Genomic DNA, 18,184 nt, shown 5'->3' on the forward strand with positions numbered 1-18,184 from the left:
TTTATTGACTGATGGATTTCCTATGCTTAATCAGTTCACTGGTTAATTTGCCGATATCCAGTACGCATTCCACATGGTCTACGTCAAAACGACTTCGGATTTCTTGTTTTCGCCGCTCCATTTCTTCAGGTGTTTTGAATTCGTATTGTCCAAAATCAACCTCATATTTATCTGGAATAAGGATTGCAAAAGAGCGACTTCCATTTCCATAAATTCTTAGAATATCAAGACTATCTCTGATTTGCTCATCATCGTCGTACCCAGCTATGAGCACTGTCAAATCAGGACTGAAAGCCCGCAAATAAGAAATTTTTGTAGCAGCAATAATGAAATTCTCATTCGGAAGCAAAGAACCTTGCCCTGACAAAATAATAAAATCACAGCCGTCATTCTCCGCATCCCGAACAGCAGCATTAATATAGTACGGGTATTGATTTAGAGGTCTACGAGCGATGAACTTCATAATATCTCCGCCTGGCTGATTAAACAGAGATGCGGTAGGCTCGGTGATAATCGTCCTTACCTTCTCTCCTGCTTTCTTCAGCTCTCTAAACAAAGACATTTGTGCCGTAAATTTACCTAGACATCCACGTGTCGCAAATATGCCCACCTTGCAAATCCTTTGATTATAAGTTTTGATTTTGGTATCCAATTCAAAATAATTTAAATAGGTAGTTATTTCATCAGTAGGAGATGGAAATGCATACTCATCAACCATTCTACTCACCAATCGATCTGGGATTTGCTCATCAATATCGATTGTAATTTGGTTCTCTTCCAACCATTGAAGTGTGTTTTGATCTAAAATCTCGTGGACACTAATTATTCGTATGTTATGCTCATGCGCCGCGAGTACTAGCACTCTCCAAAGCTCTTTAAGATTAAATTCTCCGTATACGCCTTCGTTGTTACCAAACGAGGTTCCCGGGTCATTGAGGATCAGCGTATTCGCTGACCGAAACGCTTCTTCGATATTGTCCGTGATTGGGATACCCGCAGCTGCGCCTTCGATTAACTCTCCTACATCGCAACCCTTATGAAGGACAAAATCAACCACTGCCGTCACATTAAAATCCGTCAAATCTCTGAATCTGAATATCCCTTGAGTGATCTTGTTAAAGGGATATAACACTACATTCTCCATTCGCAACCGCCTCCCCTATTAGATTCTGATGGACAAAAAACCGATAAGCTTAATCGATTAAGCCAATCCTACAATAATTTCCCAATTATTTCAATATAGAGAAATTTGATACTTTAGTCTCGGCTCCTTCCAGGGATTGACGCTTTGGAATCGGAATGTTAATCTTTAGAAATATCATACAAAAAGGGAGTCGTTTACTGGTGAAAAAGACTACAATGAAGGACATCGCGCTACGAGCTAATGTCTCCGTTGCAACTGTGAGCTATGTTCTGAACCGCGTCGATAACCAAACCATTCCTGAGAAAACCCGTAATCAAATTCTACTCCTCGCGGAAGAACTTCATTACATTCCTAATCTAGCAGCCCGTTCACTTGCCAATAAAAAAACGGGATTGATAGGCGTGCTTGTCAATAATTCTACCCAGTTACCTCCTTGGAAGCTCTACGCGCAATTCACATTTATTCGTGCTTTGGAACAGCGATTAACAGATGCCGGATATCATACACTTTTATACTCTCTTGGTACTGATCACCCTTCACTCGATATCATCGTCGAAAGAAAACTCGAAGCCGTCTTTCTGATCGATGTCCAAGATGAATCCTTCTACTCGATTTCCAAGCATTTTGTAGAAGGTATTCCCTTGATTTTGATCGACAGTATGGTTGAAGATAAGCTGTTTAAGCAAGTTCTTTTCAATTATCGTTTAGCGCTACAAAAGGTAATGCCGGAGGATCCTTCAGAGGTGTGTTTAATTATGGAGAGCTTCAATAACTCCCTCCTCACTCGCTTTATTCAAGACAGTCTTCCTTTATCTGAAAAAGCTATATTCAAAGTTCAAAATCTGGAGGAATTGAATACAATTTTATCCAAGGGGATCTTCAAAGAAGCCATCGTTATTAATGAGTTTATTGGGAGTTATGTTGAAAAATCCGGGGTATTCTCACGTCTTTCTGTTCTTTGTACCTGTAATTGCCCAGAAATGCTTGGTGAAAATGTGCAGAAATTTGTATTCACAGGGGATAAGGCAGCCACCGCTTTTGAACTGATGCAAGAGTTATTAGATCGCTCTGACTACCCCGCACAAGAGAATAATCGTTATTTTGTGGATTAATTTTTTTTGGATATTGACTTAAGCGCTTAAGTTGAGAGGAGAGTAACCAATGACAGAGCCCGCTTTAGCAAAACATGCATCCACCGCCGTTCAATCCCATCCTACCCTTTGGGGAAACCGGAGATTTATGCTACTACTCAGTTCTTATTCCATTTCCCTGTTTGGAAATACCTTTCACAGCATTGCTTTAAGTTTATGGGTGCTTCAGACAACCGGTAGCGCTAAAATGATAGCTATTATTACGATCATCAATTTATTGCTCAGTTCATTCCTCGGATCGATAGGAGGTACACTGGCAGACAGGATCAACCGCAGAACCATTATGTTGGTCACAGATCTGATAAGCTGTGGTTTAGTAGTTACGCTTGCTTTAGCTATATCTATGTCTTCAACATCATTCGTTATCGTGGCCATATTGACGGGACTTACAACTGTCTCTGCATTATTCCAATCCCCTGCTTATCAAGCTTCTATCACCACTGTTGTTGGCAAGGAGCATGTTCAAAAAGCAGTCGGGATTCTGAACTTGTCGGAGAACATCTGTCGAACGATTGGGTTTTCAGCTGGAGGTATTTTTGTAGCAAGTTTTGGTGCGGCCGATGCCATCCTATTTGATGGAGCTACATTTTTTGTTTCCTTTCTACTGGTTCTTGCTGTCCGCTCCCTTCCACTGCCAAACCGAGTGAATAACGGACCTAAGGAAGAAAGAAAATTCACGCAGGATCTTGCGGATGGCGTTCGTTATATTTGGAAATACCCCTTCGCACGAGCAATTATCATCATGCTCCCCACGCTCACTTTGTTCTTTATGCCTTCCCTGATGCTAACGCAAGTCATGGCCGTCAAAGTATGGAATTCTAGCCCCTTTCAGTTTGGTCTGATGGAAGCCTGTATTCCACTAGGTTATATGATTGGCTCGAGCATGATCTTGTTTCTCGGCTCCAAATTAAAGAATCGAGGCTTCCTCATTATGACTGGACTGTTATGTCTGGGTCCCATGTACCTCCTGTTATCGTTCGTCACTACCGCTGCGTTAGCCATTCCCATCATTCTACTGATTGGCTTCATGTTCTCATTCTGTACATTGCTGATCAATACCATTCTCAGACTGGAAGTTTCGGAGGACATACAAGGCAGAGTTTTCGGTGTACTTGGCTCCATTATGAGTGTAGCGCCCTCTATTGGCCTTACAGCCGTCTCAGCCTTGTCTGATCATTTCAGTCCAGCCCCTGTCATGGGTTCCATCGGTGTATTGCTACTACTGTTTGCTTTATCGACGTTGACTAAGTTAAAGGTGATTCGTGATTACAGGTAAATTCACAACCTCTTATGAACATTAGCGCCCATTTTTCCTTATTACGCGCCTATGTTGAAGCTCAATCAGTAATTGAACAACTGTAATGATCAATAAGAAAATTCCCAACACACCTGTTAAAAATGGATAAATCAGAGGAAAAATTACACTTGGATAACTTTTAGCAATATCTGAATAGTAACCCATACCCATTAGTGCAGTACCCGAAAATTCGATAAGCTTGACACCTAGAGGATTATCACTTCTTTGAGCATAACTCAGTGATTTTTCTTCTATGCTGCCATCATGCGAAATCGTGATTATTTTCCATTTTTGCTTTTCCATCGGCTGACTATCATCTGTAAGCCTTTGGACTATATTGATTTCTTTTTCGCCAGTCTTTCGATCCTTTACAGTAAGGATATCTATCCATGAGAAATATCTGCTTCCTCTTTCCCGATTAGACAGCCATATTTCATCAGGGGTTGAGATTTTTTGATCATTTAATAGAAACTGCACTTTGACAATATCACCAGGCGGGACATTCTCCTCTTTATCCCAGAGCGTCAATTCTGCAATCCTGCCTGTATTTTCTTCTTCAATTTTAATATGCTTATCGTCAACCACTAGTTCTTGAACGTTTAAAGTGTTATACCCTTTTTCAGCATGGTCTATCTTATAACGCTGTTGGATCTGATCTGAAATTATATACTCACGGATATAGTTGAACAACGGGCTAAAAGAAATCGCTAACAAGAAAAATGAAATCGTCGATAAATACATTATTTTCTTCATAATGAATCCTCGTGAGCGATCGTCAGCTTGAAATTTTGTCTTGAACCGCCTTCGGGGCCATTTGGAACTCTATTCTGCATAGGAACGAAACCAAACTTCTGATAAAATCTTCTAGCAGGTTGACCTTCTGGATGATCCTCGCCAAAAGTAGTAACCAATATCTCTGAGGGAGCTTCAACACTTTGTAGAATATGGTTAAGTAGGGCTGTCGCTACTCCTCTATTTCTTGCTTGCTTTGAAACTGACAACCAACCAATCTTATAATTCGGGGCGTTGGACAAAGAAAATAACACTCCACCCAGTAATCGAGAACCTGATGAACCACTATTCTCTCGTATGCAAAAAGCACTTTGTCGACTGATATTTTTCTCTAAGGCTAGCGTGAAATTCGGATCATCTACCATGGGTCCAAAAAGAGACTCCACCTCTGCCGCCAGCTCCAGCCACCCTTTTATATCTTCCATGGTAGCGTTTACTACATTCATATATAAGTTCTCCTTTAGTAGACTTGATTACACCATTCAATACACTCTGGAATAAAATCAGCGTAGTCCTTTAACCCTAATATACTTCTGGTTACTTCAAGGGTTCCAAGTTCTCGCTCCGTATCATCCGTACTCTCTATTCCAAGTGATCGTCTGATATTATAAGCTAACCATTCTAGCTTCCCATGAAAACCATAGTTGAGAACATCGGACCAGTTAGCATAAATCCCGCCACCATGACCCAGGTAGGTACTAATAAGTGTGCAGAAGGCATCTTTGCTTACACTTCCCGATTCAAAACCTGACCAATAAAGAGCTACATCAATTAACTCTTGTGTTGGATGGATAGGCCCTGCTGCTTCCCAGTCAATAATAATGGGTACGCGATGCTCATCCCATAGTACATTTTTTTGATCTAAATCTCTATGGCTGATTATCATATGATTCGATAATTGTTCCGCTGAAGAATCTACTAGTTGTTCCCAATGATTTATTTGGCTCAAGTGATCTAATAGCAAGGCAGACCATTCCACACCCTCCTGTTTTGCTTGTAGAGCATACTTATTCCAAAGAACGGTGGATGTATTTACTGGCTCAAGATTCACATTAGGATGATGATCAAGAAGTGTAGAGAAATCGATCTTATGAAGTTTTGCAATGAGTTCGCCAATCACTTTGCAGCACTCCATATCAATTTCTCCTGATGACAAAGCTTTACCTTCGACCCATGGAAACAATAAATAGAATTGACCCTCAATTTCATGCATAAAACAATCATTGGTTACAATCGCCGGTACCGCATTTATTCCATTTTGATAAGCCATATTCGCAACTTTTTCAGAAAGAGTATAGTTGTACATAGCAGTATCTCGCTGCATAATTTGAGGGTTTAGAGCTTTCACTGCATAAAGCGCTTTGTCCGTTTGTAGACGATACATTCTGTGAAGAAGGCCGCCTGTTACCTGTTCAGGTTCATTTTTCAGATTACCTAACTTGTATTTTGCACATAGCATTTCAAAATTTAAGTTATAATTCAGATCTCCCATGTTATGTATTCCTTTCCTGATAGAGTAAAACATATAAAGTATATCTCTATAACTCTGAGCCGTAAACTAAAGAAGCAATTGCTTTGATCCGGAGATCCGGGGTAAGCAATCGCTTTAATGGATAAGGCTATATTAGCAATGATCGAGTTGATTTAATAGATTTTTTAATTGCTTAATACCTTCGCATTGGGTTGTTATAATGGCATACAGAATTGGTTTGAGCTCTGGGCAAATATTGAACTGAAGAACGTTATTTGACATTCGCACAGCACCTTCATGATGAGGAATCATCTCTCGTACAAAATTAGCATTCACTCCGTTGGTTACAGCTGCAGATCCCATTTCCGCGAACATAGTTTGCGCTATTTTCTCGAACCTCTTCATATACTGAGATCGTTCGAAATCTGTATTTGTCAGCATTCTGCATTTACACTGAATAGCTTGCATATTGGAGATACTTTTAGTTTGTGCTGAAATGATATTTGTAGCGATGCTCTGCAGCTCCAGATTTGTCGTGTACCTAAGAATATTCCGAGACATCTCAATGGCTGCTAGATGATGTGGAATCATCTGCCGAATAAAGGTATTGGAAATGCTACATAAGAGGGGGACACTTGTCATCCTTCTAATCATGGTTTGGAGTATCTTGCAGAATTCATTCAGATAAGCTTGGGTCACGTTGCTTAGTTTAGGGTTTCTATCCATAAAGAGCATAACTCCTTTTTGGATAGTGTATGAAAAGCATTATAGGTATGATCCTAGAACAATCAGAATCCTAATTTAAACAACCAGGCAGCCAGCTTCTCTTCCCGTTCTTTTAAGTCACCATTTAATCGATTAAATTTTCCAAGCCTGTGCTCAGAAGCTATACTGCCATCCAGCATATATAGGACACGCTCTGCCTGAGCAGCGACTTTCGCATCATGCGTAGCCAGTAGAATCGTTGTACCTGTCTGATTAATATCTATTAATATCTCCATAATTTCACTAGCAGCTTTAGAGTTCAGTGCACCTGTCGGCTCATCACCAAATAGAATATCAGGCTCATTGATGATTGACCTGCAGATCGCCGCTCTTTGCAGTTGTCCACCCGACACTTGTGTAATATCACGCTCAGCGAGTGCGGAGATCCCGGTTTTTCTCATTAACTCAGCGGCTCTGTTATTGATGGTTCTACGACTAACAATTTTAGCTCGATAAGCGGATAAGATGATATTGTCGCGAATAGTCAGGTTTTTTAAAAGATGCATCTGCTGAAAAATAAATCCCATTTGATTTAAACGCAGTTCAGCTAATTCACGCTCAGAAAGACCACTGATGTCCTGCCCTTTAAAAACAACACTTCCTGAAGTCATCCGATCCATACCGCTGATCGTATAGAGCAATGTTGATTTTCCTGAGCCAGAAGGCCCCATTATAGCTACGAATTCTCCCTTCGATACCTGTAGATGAACATCTTTTAATACCGTTTGCGGGGTTCCTTGCCCGGTTACAAAAGTTTTATTTAAACCCTTCGTCTCTAATATGAACATACTACCACCTCACCCTCATTCGACAATCAGTTTAGATAAATTGGATTTCTTCATCGATATCGTGCTTACTACGGTTGTGAGTGCTACAATGAGCATGAAAAAAAGAGGGAGTACAAGATAAGCTACAACCGGATTAACTACAAACTGTATTTTGGATGCTCCCATAAAAGATCCGAGTAATTGAACGAATTTTTGACCGATGGTATTAGCTGCAAAGGTTCCAAGAATGATCCCAAGACCTGAAACCAATAGTAGCCTTACCTGATATTGCTTTCGAATATCTTCCAACGTAAAGCCAACGCTTCTCAAAATCGCAATTTGTGAGGCGTCCTTCGCTAGCAGCATTTTTAGAAATAAAGCTGTAATCAATACTGAAATTGATATCGAGATGGCTATGGATAAGCCAGTGACCAGCTTTAATTGGCGAATCGTATTCCCAAGCGTCTGAGATAAATAGCTTTCTAGATGAGTAACTTTGGCTGGATAAAATAACTTTGCATATTGATCCATTTTCTCCTGAACGGAAACATTCGGATTCACATCTAAAGCTACGATATACCATAGCACGGACTTCGGGTTATAAGGTAATCGGGCTTTTGCAGTTCGACCACCGTTCGTTATATCTTGGTAGATCCCGCTAACCGTCAATTTTTTCGAAGCGCCATCCACCTCCAGAATAACGCTATCCCCTACCGTTTTGTTCCATTCCTTGGCATTCAGATCAGAAAGAGCAATCTCATCTCCACTTTCAGGGGTTCCTCCGTTAACATAGGTGAGCGGAAAAATAGAGAAATCTCCTGTTTCAACATTGATGTTCTCCCATACCCCATCACTGCCTAGCACTTTAAATCGAGAAGTAATTAATGGTGAGAACTTAAGTATGTCTGGATCCTTATGTAGCGTCGTTATCAGTTCATTAAATCGCTTCTCTATTTGATCAGATGGCTGCAAATCTATTCTCATGTCACTCTGACCTACACCCATATAAGAAATAAACCGTGGGGACTGAAGAGTATTCAATATATTCACTGGCACAAGAATGATAAATAAACAGATCACAAATACGAAGAATAACAATCCGAACATGGTGAAGCGTCCATAAACATCCTTTAGGCCAAGAAAAAGATTCACATTTAGATGCTTGCGCTTACTCAGATCCAATCTACGTGTATTGCCTTTCATCTCTCCCACAGTCCCTGACCTTAAAGCTTCTACTACTGTTATACGATTAAACCTTCTAAGAATAACTCTGCAAAAGAACACAATCATCCCGAAGATCAAACCGACCGCTAAGACGGGAACAATAGGCTGAAGGATCGTTTTCGGAGCAGTCCCCAAGTACAAGGTGATATTCGCTGTAAACAATCGCACCACACCCAAAGATAATAAATATCCTAGTAGTGAGGCGCATGCTGCCATCACCATATATTTTGCTAAATAGATCCTTCTAATATCTCGCTGCGAGATTCCTATTGCTTTCATGACGCCAATCTCTCTGTAATCCTCCTCTAAAGTCGCGATCATCGTAAACCTTAAACATAGGGTGGCAATCATCATAAGAAGGATGCTTACTAAAATAATGACAACTGCAATAATCCCATCTGTCAGCGCATTCAGCGTCTTAAACAAAGGATAGTCTATCATTGGTCCTTTACCGGGCATATCTGAGGATTGATAGGTATTCCGGAACTCGCTAAGTCTACTTAAATCGGTGATTTGAAATTCAATTAGATATTCAACTTCTCCATGATTCTTCTTAAGTGCATAATAATCCGTGTCATTTACAACAAAGCGCTTAGAGCTAACAATTGCTGGATTCATTTGAATGTCACGGACAAAATCCGTAACAATAAATTTTTGATCTAACTGTCCATTGGAAAGGGTAACCTGATCACCAATGTTCAGATCATTCTGCTTTTTATAATAAATAGGAACTGCGATTTCTCCTTCAGACACCCTAATCACTTGATTCTCTAAATTCAGCAGCAAATCAAATGATGGGTTCTGCTTAACAAAACCTATATCCATTACGCTGTTCTCTTCCGACTTATTGCTGTTACCCAAGACAATCTTCGAGCCATCTATCCTTAGCATTTCTACTGTCTGTTGATTCTTAACAAGTGGATTTGTAGAGGTGAATTGTTGAATAACTGCGTTATCTATAGGTCCTGCATGCATTTGAACAAAATGGGGAGCTTTTGATTTATCCAGCAAATGACTTAAAGAACCGGACAATTCCATAATGACTTGAGAAGCACAGGCAGCAAGCAACGCCGATAACATCATAAAAATAAATAAGACGATCGTTATGATTTTATTTCTTTGAAAATCTTTTTTCACAATTTGTAGCAGCATTGACGATCTCTCCCCTGCGTCACATTCATCCTCCTTGTTCGAACCTTACTCAAACATTTGCGTTACGTAAGAAAAGCTTCCTTTTTCAGCGCCTAATGTAGTCTCCATAATATAAATAAAGCTCTGAATTTTGAGAATGATCTCTTCCGGTTCCCATTTGAATATCCCTTCGTCAAACAGAAATTGTGAGGCGACCAACAGAAATTCCATCGTTTCTTTAGGATAGGGACAGTGGAACAAGTTTTCCTCGATTCCCTGCTCAATCACCTCTGTTAATACAGGCGTTAGCTTCAAAATAGTTTCAGCCAAGCTTTTCTGATGGATTAGTGCATTCTCAGCTTGATGAAACTGTTCAATCATCTGACCTTTTCTCTCCGAATCAGGCTTCTGCGCCATTATGATTTGAAGCAGCTTTTCATGTACGGAGAGCTTTGAATCAGCAGCAATGATCTTGGCAGCGTCCACTCCAGCATCGATGAATCGCATGACCACCGCATCCATAACCTCCTCCTTCGACTTGAAATAATAATAGAACGTACCTTTGGCAATCCCGATCTCCTGCAAGATGTCGTTCACTGTAGTTCTCGCATAGCCTTTAGTAAAAAAAAGCATTTCTGCTATATCTAATATTTCATTTCTGCGTTCTTCCGGTTCTTTTGAAATCCTCATATATTTCGAGTCCTCCTCTTCGTAGACCGACCGTCGGTCTATTCCAATTATATACAATTAATTTATCGTGTCAATACTGCTTTTCTTGAATAACAACATAAAAAAAGAGAATTGTTCTAAGTGAACAACTCTCCACAGCTCAACGATTCTCTTGAGTTCCCAATATTTCATCAATCTTCTCTTTTGCACCTTCCCATGAGGTCAATAACGGAAATCCGTATTGTTCACGAGCTCTCAAATTCCATGGATGTGGAATACAAAGTACTTTCCTTCCGTCCTGCAATGCAGGAACCAAATTGTGAACCCCATCATCAATCAGAAGATCATAATTAATAAGATTCTTTCGCTTACAAGGGAAGAAATTTTCTAGGGGAATAAACGGCATATGCTTCTGCAGCCAGTTCCATTTTTCAACAACTGCCTGGGGCTGGGCCGCCGTAACGATAATAACATCATAAGCGTTGTGAAGCTTCTCCATTTCACCTACAACATGTTCGTCGAACAATTCAAGCTCCTCATATAAACCAGGCCGCCCATAGAATACCTCTTGTGTACAATCTGGATGACGTAAATGGTCCGTATTCCAATCAAGCATCTCCTCGTACTTCAGTACATGAGTGGGGAAATCATTGTTGTTATGGTATATAGCTCGTTTGACTAGATGGCATATCGTGTCATCCATATCAACTGCAATTATAGGCTTTCTCATCTGTGTCCCCCATATGTTTTTTATATTACTATTTAAGTATACACAATATAATTACTGTTTTCGTCTTGAGTTAGTTAAATTTCCGGTTGATGTTTTTTAAACGCCTCTACGCATCTTTGACAAATACAGGCTTTGCCTCTCAGTTCTAAAGGTACCTGTTCTAGTAGTTCTGCAGGAATTTCCGTATGAAAACACCAACAACCACCACTGTCAGCACCACAATAATTTAATTCTTTACATAATGGACAATACCGTTGTTCAACTTGTTTATTCTTTATATCCAAAGCCTATACTCCCCCATAGATCATTTAAATAGCGCTCTTTATATTAAAAAAACTCACTCTCTGCAATACCTCTACAATTATCTGAGTATACTTCAAAAATAAACGACTCCGGAACATCTGCCCTGTTCACGCTTGTGAACTCGCTATTCTTGCATTAAGATAGTGAGCATTAGGAGTTTCAATGGGACTCAACCGGGAGATTTGAACAGATGAGACTTAAGAAACAAAGCTCTTCAGATATTATTCATAGTGATCTACTTGCTACCCAGGAACTTGTATATAACCCTTGCAATCTTGATTGCTCTGATCTCATTCATGAACCACACAATGCTGAATATGGTGCGTATATGTTTAATTTAAACGCGCTATCCATTAGATTCCGTGTTGCAAAAATCACACCTACAAAGATCGGGCAGTTTGTGACGTTATGGGAGAGAACTGGAGATGGGCCGATTCAACCTTATGACATATCTGATCCTGCCGATCTCTTCGTTATAAGTACACGCAAGGAAAATCACTTTGGTCAATTTGTATTTCCAAAAGCAGCCCTAGCTAACCAAGATATATTATCTAATAAAGGCGAAGGTGGAAAAAGAGCAATACGTGTGTACCCGCCATGGGATACTCCCACAAGTCGTCAGGCTCAAAAGACACAAAAATGGCAGTTGGAATATTTCTTAGAGATCCCAGCAGATAAGCCACTGGACTTTCTTCGTACGCAAATGCTTTACGGTTTCCCAGAAAATCGTACAGTCTGACCTATATCCTCCACATGCTTTATATCGGCCCATAAAATAAAATAGTTATACAAGGCGTCTCCTATATTCACAGCTTCTGGATATTTCATGATAATAGCGGCCTGATGGTTCCATTCCTCTACCTGATCAGCAGAAGGCACAATCAAACGCGCCTCTATTTCCTTTTCTTTCTGCCCCTGCATTTTCATCTCAATGATTTGTGGATCGGAGCCATAAGGCTTCAGTTGATGAAATGCATCCATGTTTGCTACATCATCAATGGATAACCTCTCACCAGAAAAAGCGGATAATTGAAAGAATCCGTTTTCCCCCTGATATTTTTCATCATATTCTGGATTCTTTACCCAATCGGAAGGATACTTCAAAGTGACCTTATACTCTTTTGAAGTATATGTTGAAACCCCCGCTCGCTTGACAAGCATTCCGATTCCAGTACTTCCTAATGCAATAACCGCTATAACCAACACACATAACCACCATTTCTTATACACTGTTCTTAACACGTTATCCTCCTGAAGTAATATTGGGTTGACACGCACAGCATGAAGAAATAAGATATAGATAAACATATGAGCAATCATTCATATGTATTAGTGAGGAGGAAATACATTGAATAATCTAAAAAATATCCTATCTCTCATTCTTTTTTGCATTTTCCTTATTTCTTACCTTATGAAGCTCGTTATCCTATACAAGAAGAACCATATTAAAGGAAATGTATTAGCAAAAGGTAAAAAACTAGCCAAGATTCATTATACCGAGCTATTCGTTAAGATTACCACTTTTGTATGGGGTGCAACGTGGTTTGCGTTCTCCTTAGCTGAGTCATACATAGTTACACTAGTCGGTGAGCAGTTTGATAATCCCGTCATTCACTTTTTCGGGGTTGGGGTAGCGGCCCTCGGATGTTTCATTTTTATTCAAGCAATGATTGCTATGCGCACTTCATGGAGAGTTGGGATAGATAAGACTACTGTAACAAAACTCATCACGCATGGTATATATAAATTTAGCAGAAACGCCGCATTTGTCGGTTTTGATCTCATGTTTCTGGGATTATATCTTATGTACCCAAATCTATTAACACTAATTATATTCCTACTTAACATTGTCGCCATACATTTACTTATACTTCAGGAAGAACAGCACTTAAAGTCCGTATTCGGAGCTGAATATATTAAATATTGTAATCGTACACCTAGATATATTTTATTTTGAAACCATACCTACTGCAAAATCAAATGTTCAAGCGCGTTTTACATTTTTTACAAGTAACGAAAACATTCTCTTAATGTAATTACTATAGTATGAGGTTGTAAACATACATTAGGAGGGAAATTATGAAATCACCGAAAAAGTACGGCGTTAAGACGGCCATTGTAGCAACTGCAGCAACTGCTCTCTTCGTTTCCAACGTAGTCATTACGCATGCCCCTAATCAAGCGAATGCAGCTTCATCAAACACACGAAATGTGATTCTGTTTGTCGGAGACGGGATGGGAACTGCCCAGCGCAATGCCATCCGCCTAGCTACAGTAGGTGAAAAAGGAAATCTAGCGATGGATTCTATGCCATATGCCGGACTCATTCATACAAGCTCCACTGTCCCTATTACAGATTCAGCTGCTTCAGCCACAGCTTATGCCAGCGGAGTCAAGACTTATAACGGAGCCATCGGGATGGATGCAGATAAAAAGTCCGTCCAAACCATTATGGAATATGCAAAATCAGCAGGAAAATCTACAGGTGTTGTAACTACCAGTCAAATTACAGACGCTACAGGCGCTGCCTTCGGTGCTCATGTTGAAGATCGTTCCAAACAAAGTGATATTGCTCTGCAGCTTCTGACCAAGAGCAAAGTTGACGTTCTTCTCGGTGGAGGCGAAGACTTCTGGTATCCTGCTGGAAATCCAGGTAAGTTCGCAGATGAGCCAGCTGAAGATCCTTCAGAGAAGAGCAAAGGAACGCAAGGGAATCTTGTAGAAAAAGCTAAACAGCTTGGATACTCCTACGTAACGAACAAAACCGATATGCAAAAGGCGAAAAGCGGCAAGCTTCTCGGGTTATTTGCAAATGAGGAAATGTTCCAGCAAAAACCAGAGGGTGAAGGAGATATCTACAACCCGGTTGTATCCTTGCCTGAAATGACGAAAAAAGCGATAGACACGCTTGCAGCAAATAAAAATGGATTTTTCCTGATGGTTGAAGAAGAAGGTACTGACGAATTTGCACACCAAAACAACGCCAAGATGACAATTAAAGCGGGGCAAGAGTTGGATAAATCCGTACAGGTCGCCAAAAATTTTGCTAAAAAAAATCCCGATACCCTTGTCTTAGTTCTCGCTGACCATGAAACAGGTGGGTTCTCTATTGAAGCTGTGGATGCTGAAGATGAGTCAGGCGACGGTATTTCTAAAGAGGATGGTCCGTTTGCCATCGCTAATTCCAAACAGAATTTTGTGGTGGACTGGACGACCTCGGGTCATACAGCAGTAGATATTCCTATTACAGCCATGGGTAAAAATGCTCAGTTGTTTACTGGAATCTACGAAAACACTGAAGTATTTACTAAGGTCGCCCAAGCCATGGGCCTTAAAGTGAAATAATAAGATCGGACAGAAAAAAAGACTAGCCAGACTTTCTGGTTAGTCTTTTTTCATTGATGAACCACAATCCTGGGTTTTCCCTTACACTCTATGATCTCCACAACTACTTAGCATCTGTCCGAACAACAAACGTGATTTCCTTGGTCTGGTCTACCCACTCACCTGTCAGTCGAAATCCCCTTATAGTTGCCCCTGCTTCATAATCCTTACTATCTGAACTAAGAAAAGACGCCATATTTGAATCGAGCTTAAAAGTAGCTGTCTTATCCTCTAATTCAACATTTACCGGCGCTGCTGTTTCTTTTTTATACTTAAAAGTGCCATCATCTCTCAAAATATATTCTGTCAAATTGTAGCTGTCTGGAGCTGTATCGCTAAATTCGATTTGTATGATTTCTCCAAACTTCACATAGGGAATTAAAACATCCGGGTCAGCCGTAAGGCTTTGGAAAGATGCACTAACTTCTTCTAAATCAGTGTTCTTGTCAAGTGGCATCACGATAGATTGAATTACTCTCCCTTTAGATGTAACCGTTACTTCCTTAATTACAGTATCGCTGGCCTGTTCTCGATCGCAATCTGGGAAAATAAACAGAAGCACAAGACTAAGGGTTAATAAGTATACTTTTCTCATGGAAAGCCCCCTTCTATCCCAATATCAAATGTACCATTCATTCACAATGTTATCGAGGTGTGTATGTAAGATATCTGTCATACGGATCAATGCTTATCCAAGGAGTCAAGTTTATGGGAAAGCATATGAATTAACTCTAGCTCATGTAATACCATACTACGGGTATAAAAATATAGCTCTTCAGAGTAAACCAAATCTTCACCGTTCCCAAGCACTAGGGATAGCTGTTGTAAATGTTCCAGCTTCTCTTTCATGTAAGTCTCTCTGTAATCAAGTAATCTTCGGCGGGCCTCCTGATCCAGTAGCTCATAATAAGCAAGACGAATAGACCATTCATTATCAATACGAATAGTCTCCAGCGTAAATTCGTTCAAGCAGATATGAAACCGCTCCTCACCCTCGGCTGTGATCGAATACACATGCCGTTTAGGCCGGTTTTCCTGCATTTCCGTTTTTTTAATTACCCAACCTCGCTTTTCAAACAATTTCAGCTTCGGATACAGCGAATTATTATTAACGATTTTATCGTTACCCATTACGAAAATAATATTTTTTTTAATCTCATAACCATGCTTTGACCCTTTCATTAATTGAGCCAGAATCAAGACTTCAATATCCATGTTCATCCTCCGAACTACCGGACTTCATTTCCGGTCATTTTCTTATCTTACCTCAAGGACTGCATTTGTGCCAAATACTTCGTGATTTTATGCACATACTTTTATCACCCCATTCGATAATATAGGTTAAAATAACCTAGTTTTTTTTAACCTAAGTGTAGAGAGGAAGTTATTTCATGGAATTCGCACATTTGTTCAGCAAAGGTACGATCGGAAATATGGAGCTCAAGAACCGGGTCATTTTACCTGCCATGGGAACAAAAATGAACGCTCCGGGTGGTTATGTCAGCGAACGCTTGATTGATTACCATGTTGCACGCGCAAAAGGCGGTAACGGCTTAAATACAGTTGAAGTAACAACTATTCACCCAACGGCTGCTTCTGATGATGCTCCAGCCATTTATGATGATAAATTCATTCCTGGCATGACCCTATTAGCTCAAGCTATTCGTGATGCAGGCGGCAAAAGCTGTCTTCAGTTATGGCATGGAGGGAAAGTAACTCCTAACCTGATTCAAGTCTCCTCGTCTCCTGTTCCTTTCGAGGGTGTCACTCATATTCCCCGAGAGCTGGAGCTTCACGAAGTTAGCGAGATGGTTCAAGCTTACGCAGAGGCTGCTTCACGTGCGAAAAAAGCTGGTTTTGACAGTGTGGAATTCCATGCCGGTCATGGTTATTTGCCGCAACAATTTCTAAGCCCAGCTATGAACTTCCGTCAGGATGAGTACGGGGGTTCTTGGGAGAATCGCTGTCGCTTTCCGCTCGCGTGTATCCGTGCCATTCGAGAAGCGGTTGGACCCGGGTTCCCTATCTTGATGAGAATCTCAGCGATCGAGGATCTACCGGGCGGACTAACACTGGAAGATATGAAGCTCTTCTCGAAGCTGGCTGAGGAAGCTGGTATTGATGCGATTAATGTATCGCGCGGCGTTCCAGCAGGCACAGCTATTAAATATGAAGTACCTCCAATTGATCTACCCGTAGGCTTCAATGTAGATAATGCCGCACAAATTAAATCCGTGGTTAGCATCCCAGTTATCGCTGTAGGACGTATTAATGATCCAGCGATTGCGGATCGGATTATTGCCGAAGGACTAGCTGATTTCGTAGCCATAGGCCGCGCTCAATTGGCAGATCCTGAATTCTGTAATAAAGCATTAGCTGGACGTGCGGACACGATTGTTAAATGTGTGGGCTGTGATCAAGGCTGCTTCGATGGATTCGTGAATCCGAAAGTGCCTTTCATCAGCTGTGTATTTAATCCTGCAACCGGACGGGAAAGTGAATATGAATTGCAACCAACGAGCACGCCTAAGAAAGTGCTTATTGCCGGTGGTGGACCAGCCGGATTAGAAGCAGCAGTCACCTTGAAACGGCGTGGGCATTCTCCGATATTATGCGAAAAGAATGACATTCTTGGCGGACAGCTTTATATCGCCGGTGCCGCACCGCGTAAAGAAGAAATGGCCGCCGCCGCTCTAAATATGGGAGAAGCCGCTAAACGTGAAGGTGTGGAAATTCGAATGAATACAGAGGTTACTCCAGCACTTATCCAAGAAATTAGTCCGGATGAAGTCATTCTTGCAATCGGATCCGCCCCTGTTATTCCTCCAGTAGAAGGCGTTCTGAGTGGTCATGTTGTGAATTCACATGATGTATTATGGGGAACAGCCCATCCTGAAGGTCGAGTCGTTATTATTGGAGGGGGATTAGTCGGTCTTGAAGTCGCTGAGCTGCTGGTTGAACGTGGAAATCAAATCACTGTTGTTGAAATGCAAGCCGATGTAGCAAATGATCTGGGAATCCTTCGTAAAATCTGTGTAATGGAAAGTCTCTATGGCCATGGCGTTACATTAATGACTAACAGTAAGTGTATGGCGATCCACAAGGATAGTGTACTGGTTGAAAAAGATGGGGAGCTTCACAGCTTGCCAGCCGATTATGTAGTAATTGCAGTAGGTTCACGTGCCCTCAACAAGCAAACCCTCCAGGACTTCTTGGAGGGAAATTCCATTCCTTATCATGTAATTGGTGACGCTGTGCAAGCTCGCAGAGCGCTTAATGCGATTTGGGAGGGTGCAGAATTAGCTAGACGAATCTAGTTTATATGATCAAATAAATGTATGTAAAATAAACCCGGC

19 protein-coding genes are annotated in these 18,184 nt (G+C 40.8%); 6 read left to right on the top strand and 13 right to left on the bottom strand.

Annotated features, from left to right (window positions below):
- Position 1: 1 nt before the first annotated feature.
- Positions 2–1,144 (bottom strand): DUF1611 domain-containing protein, encoded by a 1,143-nt coding sequence (locus ACDZ28_RS28455; RefSeq protein ID WP_042129280.1) that lies wholly within the window; start codon positions 1,142–1,144, stop codon positions 2–4.
- Positions 1,145–1,344: 200 nt separating this feature from the next.
- On the opposite strand from ACDZ28_RS28455, the gene ACDZ28_RS28460 reads away from it, so the two are divergent.
- Together ACDZ28_RS28460 and ACDZ28_RS28465 are read left to right on the top strand one after the other, a co-directional pair.
- On the top strand, positions 1,345–2,256 hold the full coding sequence (locus tag ACDZ28_RS28460) for a LacI family DNA-binding transcriptional regulator (RefSeq protein WP_375103395.1): 912 nt from the start codon (positions 1,345–1,347) through the stop codon (positions 2,254–2,256).
- A 49-nt stretch (positions 2,257–2,305) separates the two neighbouring features.
- Positions 2,306–3,571: an MFS transporter gene (locus ACDZ28_RS28465; protein ID WP_339287338.1), complete on the top strand. Its 1,266-nt coding sequence runs from the start codon at positions 2,306–2,308 to the stop codon at positions 3,569–3,571.
- Between the two features lie 21 nt (positions 3,572–3,592).
- Here ACDZ28_RS28465 and ACDZ28_RS28470 read toward each other — a convergent pair whose 3' ends face one another.
- The 9 genes from ACDZ28_RS28470 to ACDZ28_RS28510 form a co-directional block, all read right to left on the bottom strand.
- Positions 3,593–4,345 carry a hypothetical protein gene (locus ACDZ28_RS28470; RefSeq protein ID WP_042129286.1) on the bottom strand — a complete coding sequence of 251 codons (753 nt, stop codon included), beginning with the start codon at positions 4,343–4,345 and terminating at the stop codon, positions 3,593–3,595.
- Entirely contained in the window at positions 4,342–4,830 is a 489-nt protein-coding gene (locus ACDZ28_RS28475; RefSeq protein WP_042129288.1) for a GNAT family N-acetyltransferase, read from the bottom strand. Before ACDZ28_RS28475 ends, ACDZ28_RS28470 begins: the two co-directional genes overlap by 4 nt.
- 14 nt (positions 4,831–4,844) lie before the next feature.
- Positions 4,845–5,876 (bottom strand): aminoglycoside phosphotransferase family protein, encoded by a 1,032-nt coding sequence (locus ACDZ28_RS28480; RefSeq protein ID WP_042129290.1) that lies wholly within the window; start codon positions 5,874–5,876, stop codon positions 4,845–4,847.
- A gap of 132 nt (positions 5,877–6,008) precedes the next feature.
- Positions 6,009–6,581, bottom strand: coding sequence for a DUF305 domain-containing protein (locus ACDZ28_RS28485; RefSeq protein WP_076120724.1), 573 nt, complete (start codon positions 6,579–6,581; stop codon positions 6,009–6,011).
- Positions 6,582–6,643: 62 nt separating this feature from the next.
- Positions 6,644–7,408, bottom strand: coding sequence for an ABC transporter ATP-binding protein (locus ACDZ28_RS28490; RefSeq protein WP_042129292.1), 765 nt, complete (start codon positions 7,406–7,408; stop codon positions 6,644–6,646).
- 15 nt (positions 7,409–7,423) lie between these two features.
- Entirely contained in the window at positions 7,424–9,763 is a 2,340-nt protein-coding gene (locus ACDZ28_RS28495) for an FtsX-like permease family protein (protein ID WP_375103396.1), read from the bottom strand.
- Positions 9,764–9,808: 45 nt separating this feature from the next.
- Complete coding sequence (locus ACDZ28_RS28500) at positions 9,809–10,432, bottom strand: TetR/AcrR family transcriptional regulator (protein ID WP_076120727.1); 624 nt, start codon at positions 10,430–10,432, stop codon at positions 9,809–9,811.
- A gap of 139 nt (positions 10,433–10,571) precedes the next feature.
- Entirely contained in the window at positions 10,572–11,141 is a 570-nt protein-coding gene (locus ACDZ28_RS28505; RefSeq protein WP_341113901.1) for a hypothetical protein, read from the bottom strand.
- Between the two features lie 74 nt (positions 11,142–11,215).
- Positions 11,216–11,425, bottom strand: coding sequence for a cysteine-rich CWC family protein (locus ACDZ28_RS28510; protein WP_139328600.1), 210 nt, complete (start codon positions 11,423–11,425; stop codon positions 11,216–11,218).
- A gap of 209 nt (positions 11,426–11,634) precedes the next feature.
- Here ACDZ28_RS28510 and ACDZ28_RS28515 point away from each other — a divergent pair, with 209 nt between their 5' ends.
- Positions 11,635–12,183: a MepB family protein gene (locus ACDZ28_RS28515; protein ID WP_375103397.1), complete on the top strand. Its 549-nt coding sequence runs from the start codon at positions 11,635–11,637 to the stop codon at positions 12,181–12,183.
- On the opposite strand, the gene ACDZ28_RS28520 is transcribed toward ACDZ28_RS28515, so the two are convergent.
- Complete coding sequence (locus ACDZ28_RS28520; protein WP_375103398.1) at positions 12,153–12,686, bottom strand: peptidase M56; 534 nt, start codon at positions 12,684–12,686, stop codon at positions 12,153–12,155. The genes ACDZ28_RS28515 and ACDZ28_RS28520 overlap by 31 nt on opposite strands.
- A gap of 106 nt (positions 12,687–12,792) precedes the next feature.
- Between ACDZ28_RS28520 and ACDZ28_RS28525 the strand changes: the two genes are divergently transcribed.
- Both ACDZ28_RS28525 and ACDZ28_RS28530 read left to right on the top strand, forming a co-directional pair.
- The gene (locus tag ACDZ28_RS28525; RefSeq protein ID WP_339287344.1) at positions 12,793–13,401 is read left to right on the top strand and encodes an isoprenylcysteine carboxylmethyltransferase family protein; all 609 of its coding nucleotides are present in this window, start codon (positions 12,793–12,795) and stop codon (positions 13,399–13,401) included.
- A 122-nt stretch (positions 13,402–13,523) separates the two neighbouring features.
- Positions 13,524–14,789, top strand: coding sequence for an alkaline phosphatase (locus ACDZ28_RS28530; RefSeq protein ID WP_375103399.1), 1,266 nt, complete (start codon positions 13,524–13,526; stop codon positions 14,787–14,789).
- Positions 14,790–14,892: 103 nt separating this feature from the next.
- On the opposite strand, the gene ACDZ28_RS28535 is transcribed toward ACDZ28_RS28530, so the two are convergent.
- Positions 14,893–15,423 (bottom strand): hypothetical protein, encoded by a 531-nt coding sequence (locus ACDZ28_RS28535; protein ID WP_375103400.1) that lies wholly within the window; start codon positions 15,421–15,423, stop codon positions 14,893–14,895.
- 86 nt (positions 15,424–15,509) lie between these two features.
- Positions 15,510–16,043, bottom strand: a complete 534-nt coding sequence (locus ACDZ28_RS28540; protein ID WP_375103401.1) for a PadR family transcriptional regulator — start codon at positions 16,041–16,043, stop codon at positions 15,510–15,512.
- 176 nt (positions 16,044–16,219) lie between these two features.
- Here ACDZ28_RS28540 and ACDZ28_RS28545 point away from each other — a divergent pair, with 176 nt between their 5' ends.
- On the top strand, positions 16,220–18,145 hold the full coding sequence (locus tag ACDZ28_RS28545; RefSeq protein ID WP_375103402.1) for an FAD-dependent oxidoreductase: 1,926 nt from the start codon (positions 16,220–16,222) through the stop codon (positions 18,143–18,145).
- The last annotated feature ends 39 nt before the right edge of the window (positions 18,146–18,184 follow it).

Origin of the sequence: Paenibacillus sp. RS8 (assembly GCF_041956825.1) — a bacterium.
In the GTDB taxonomy this organism is placed as follows: domain Bacteria; phylum Bacillota; class Bacilli; order Paenibacillales; family Paenibacillaceae; genus Paenibacillus_AQ.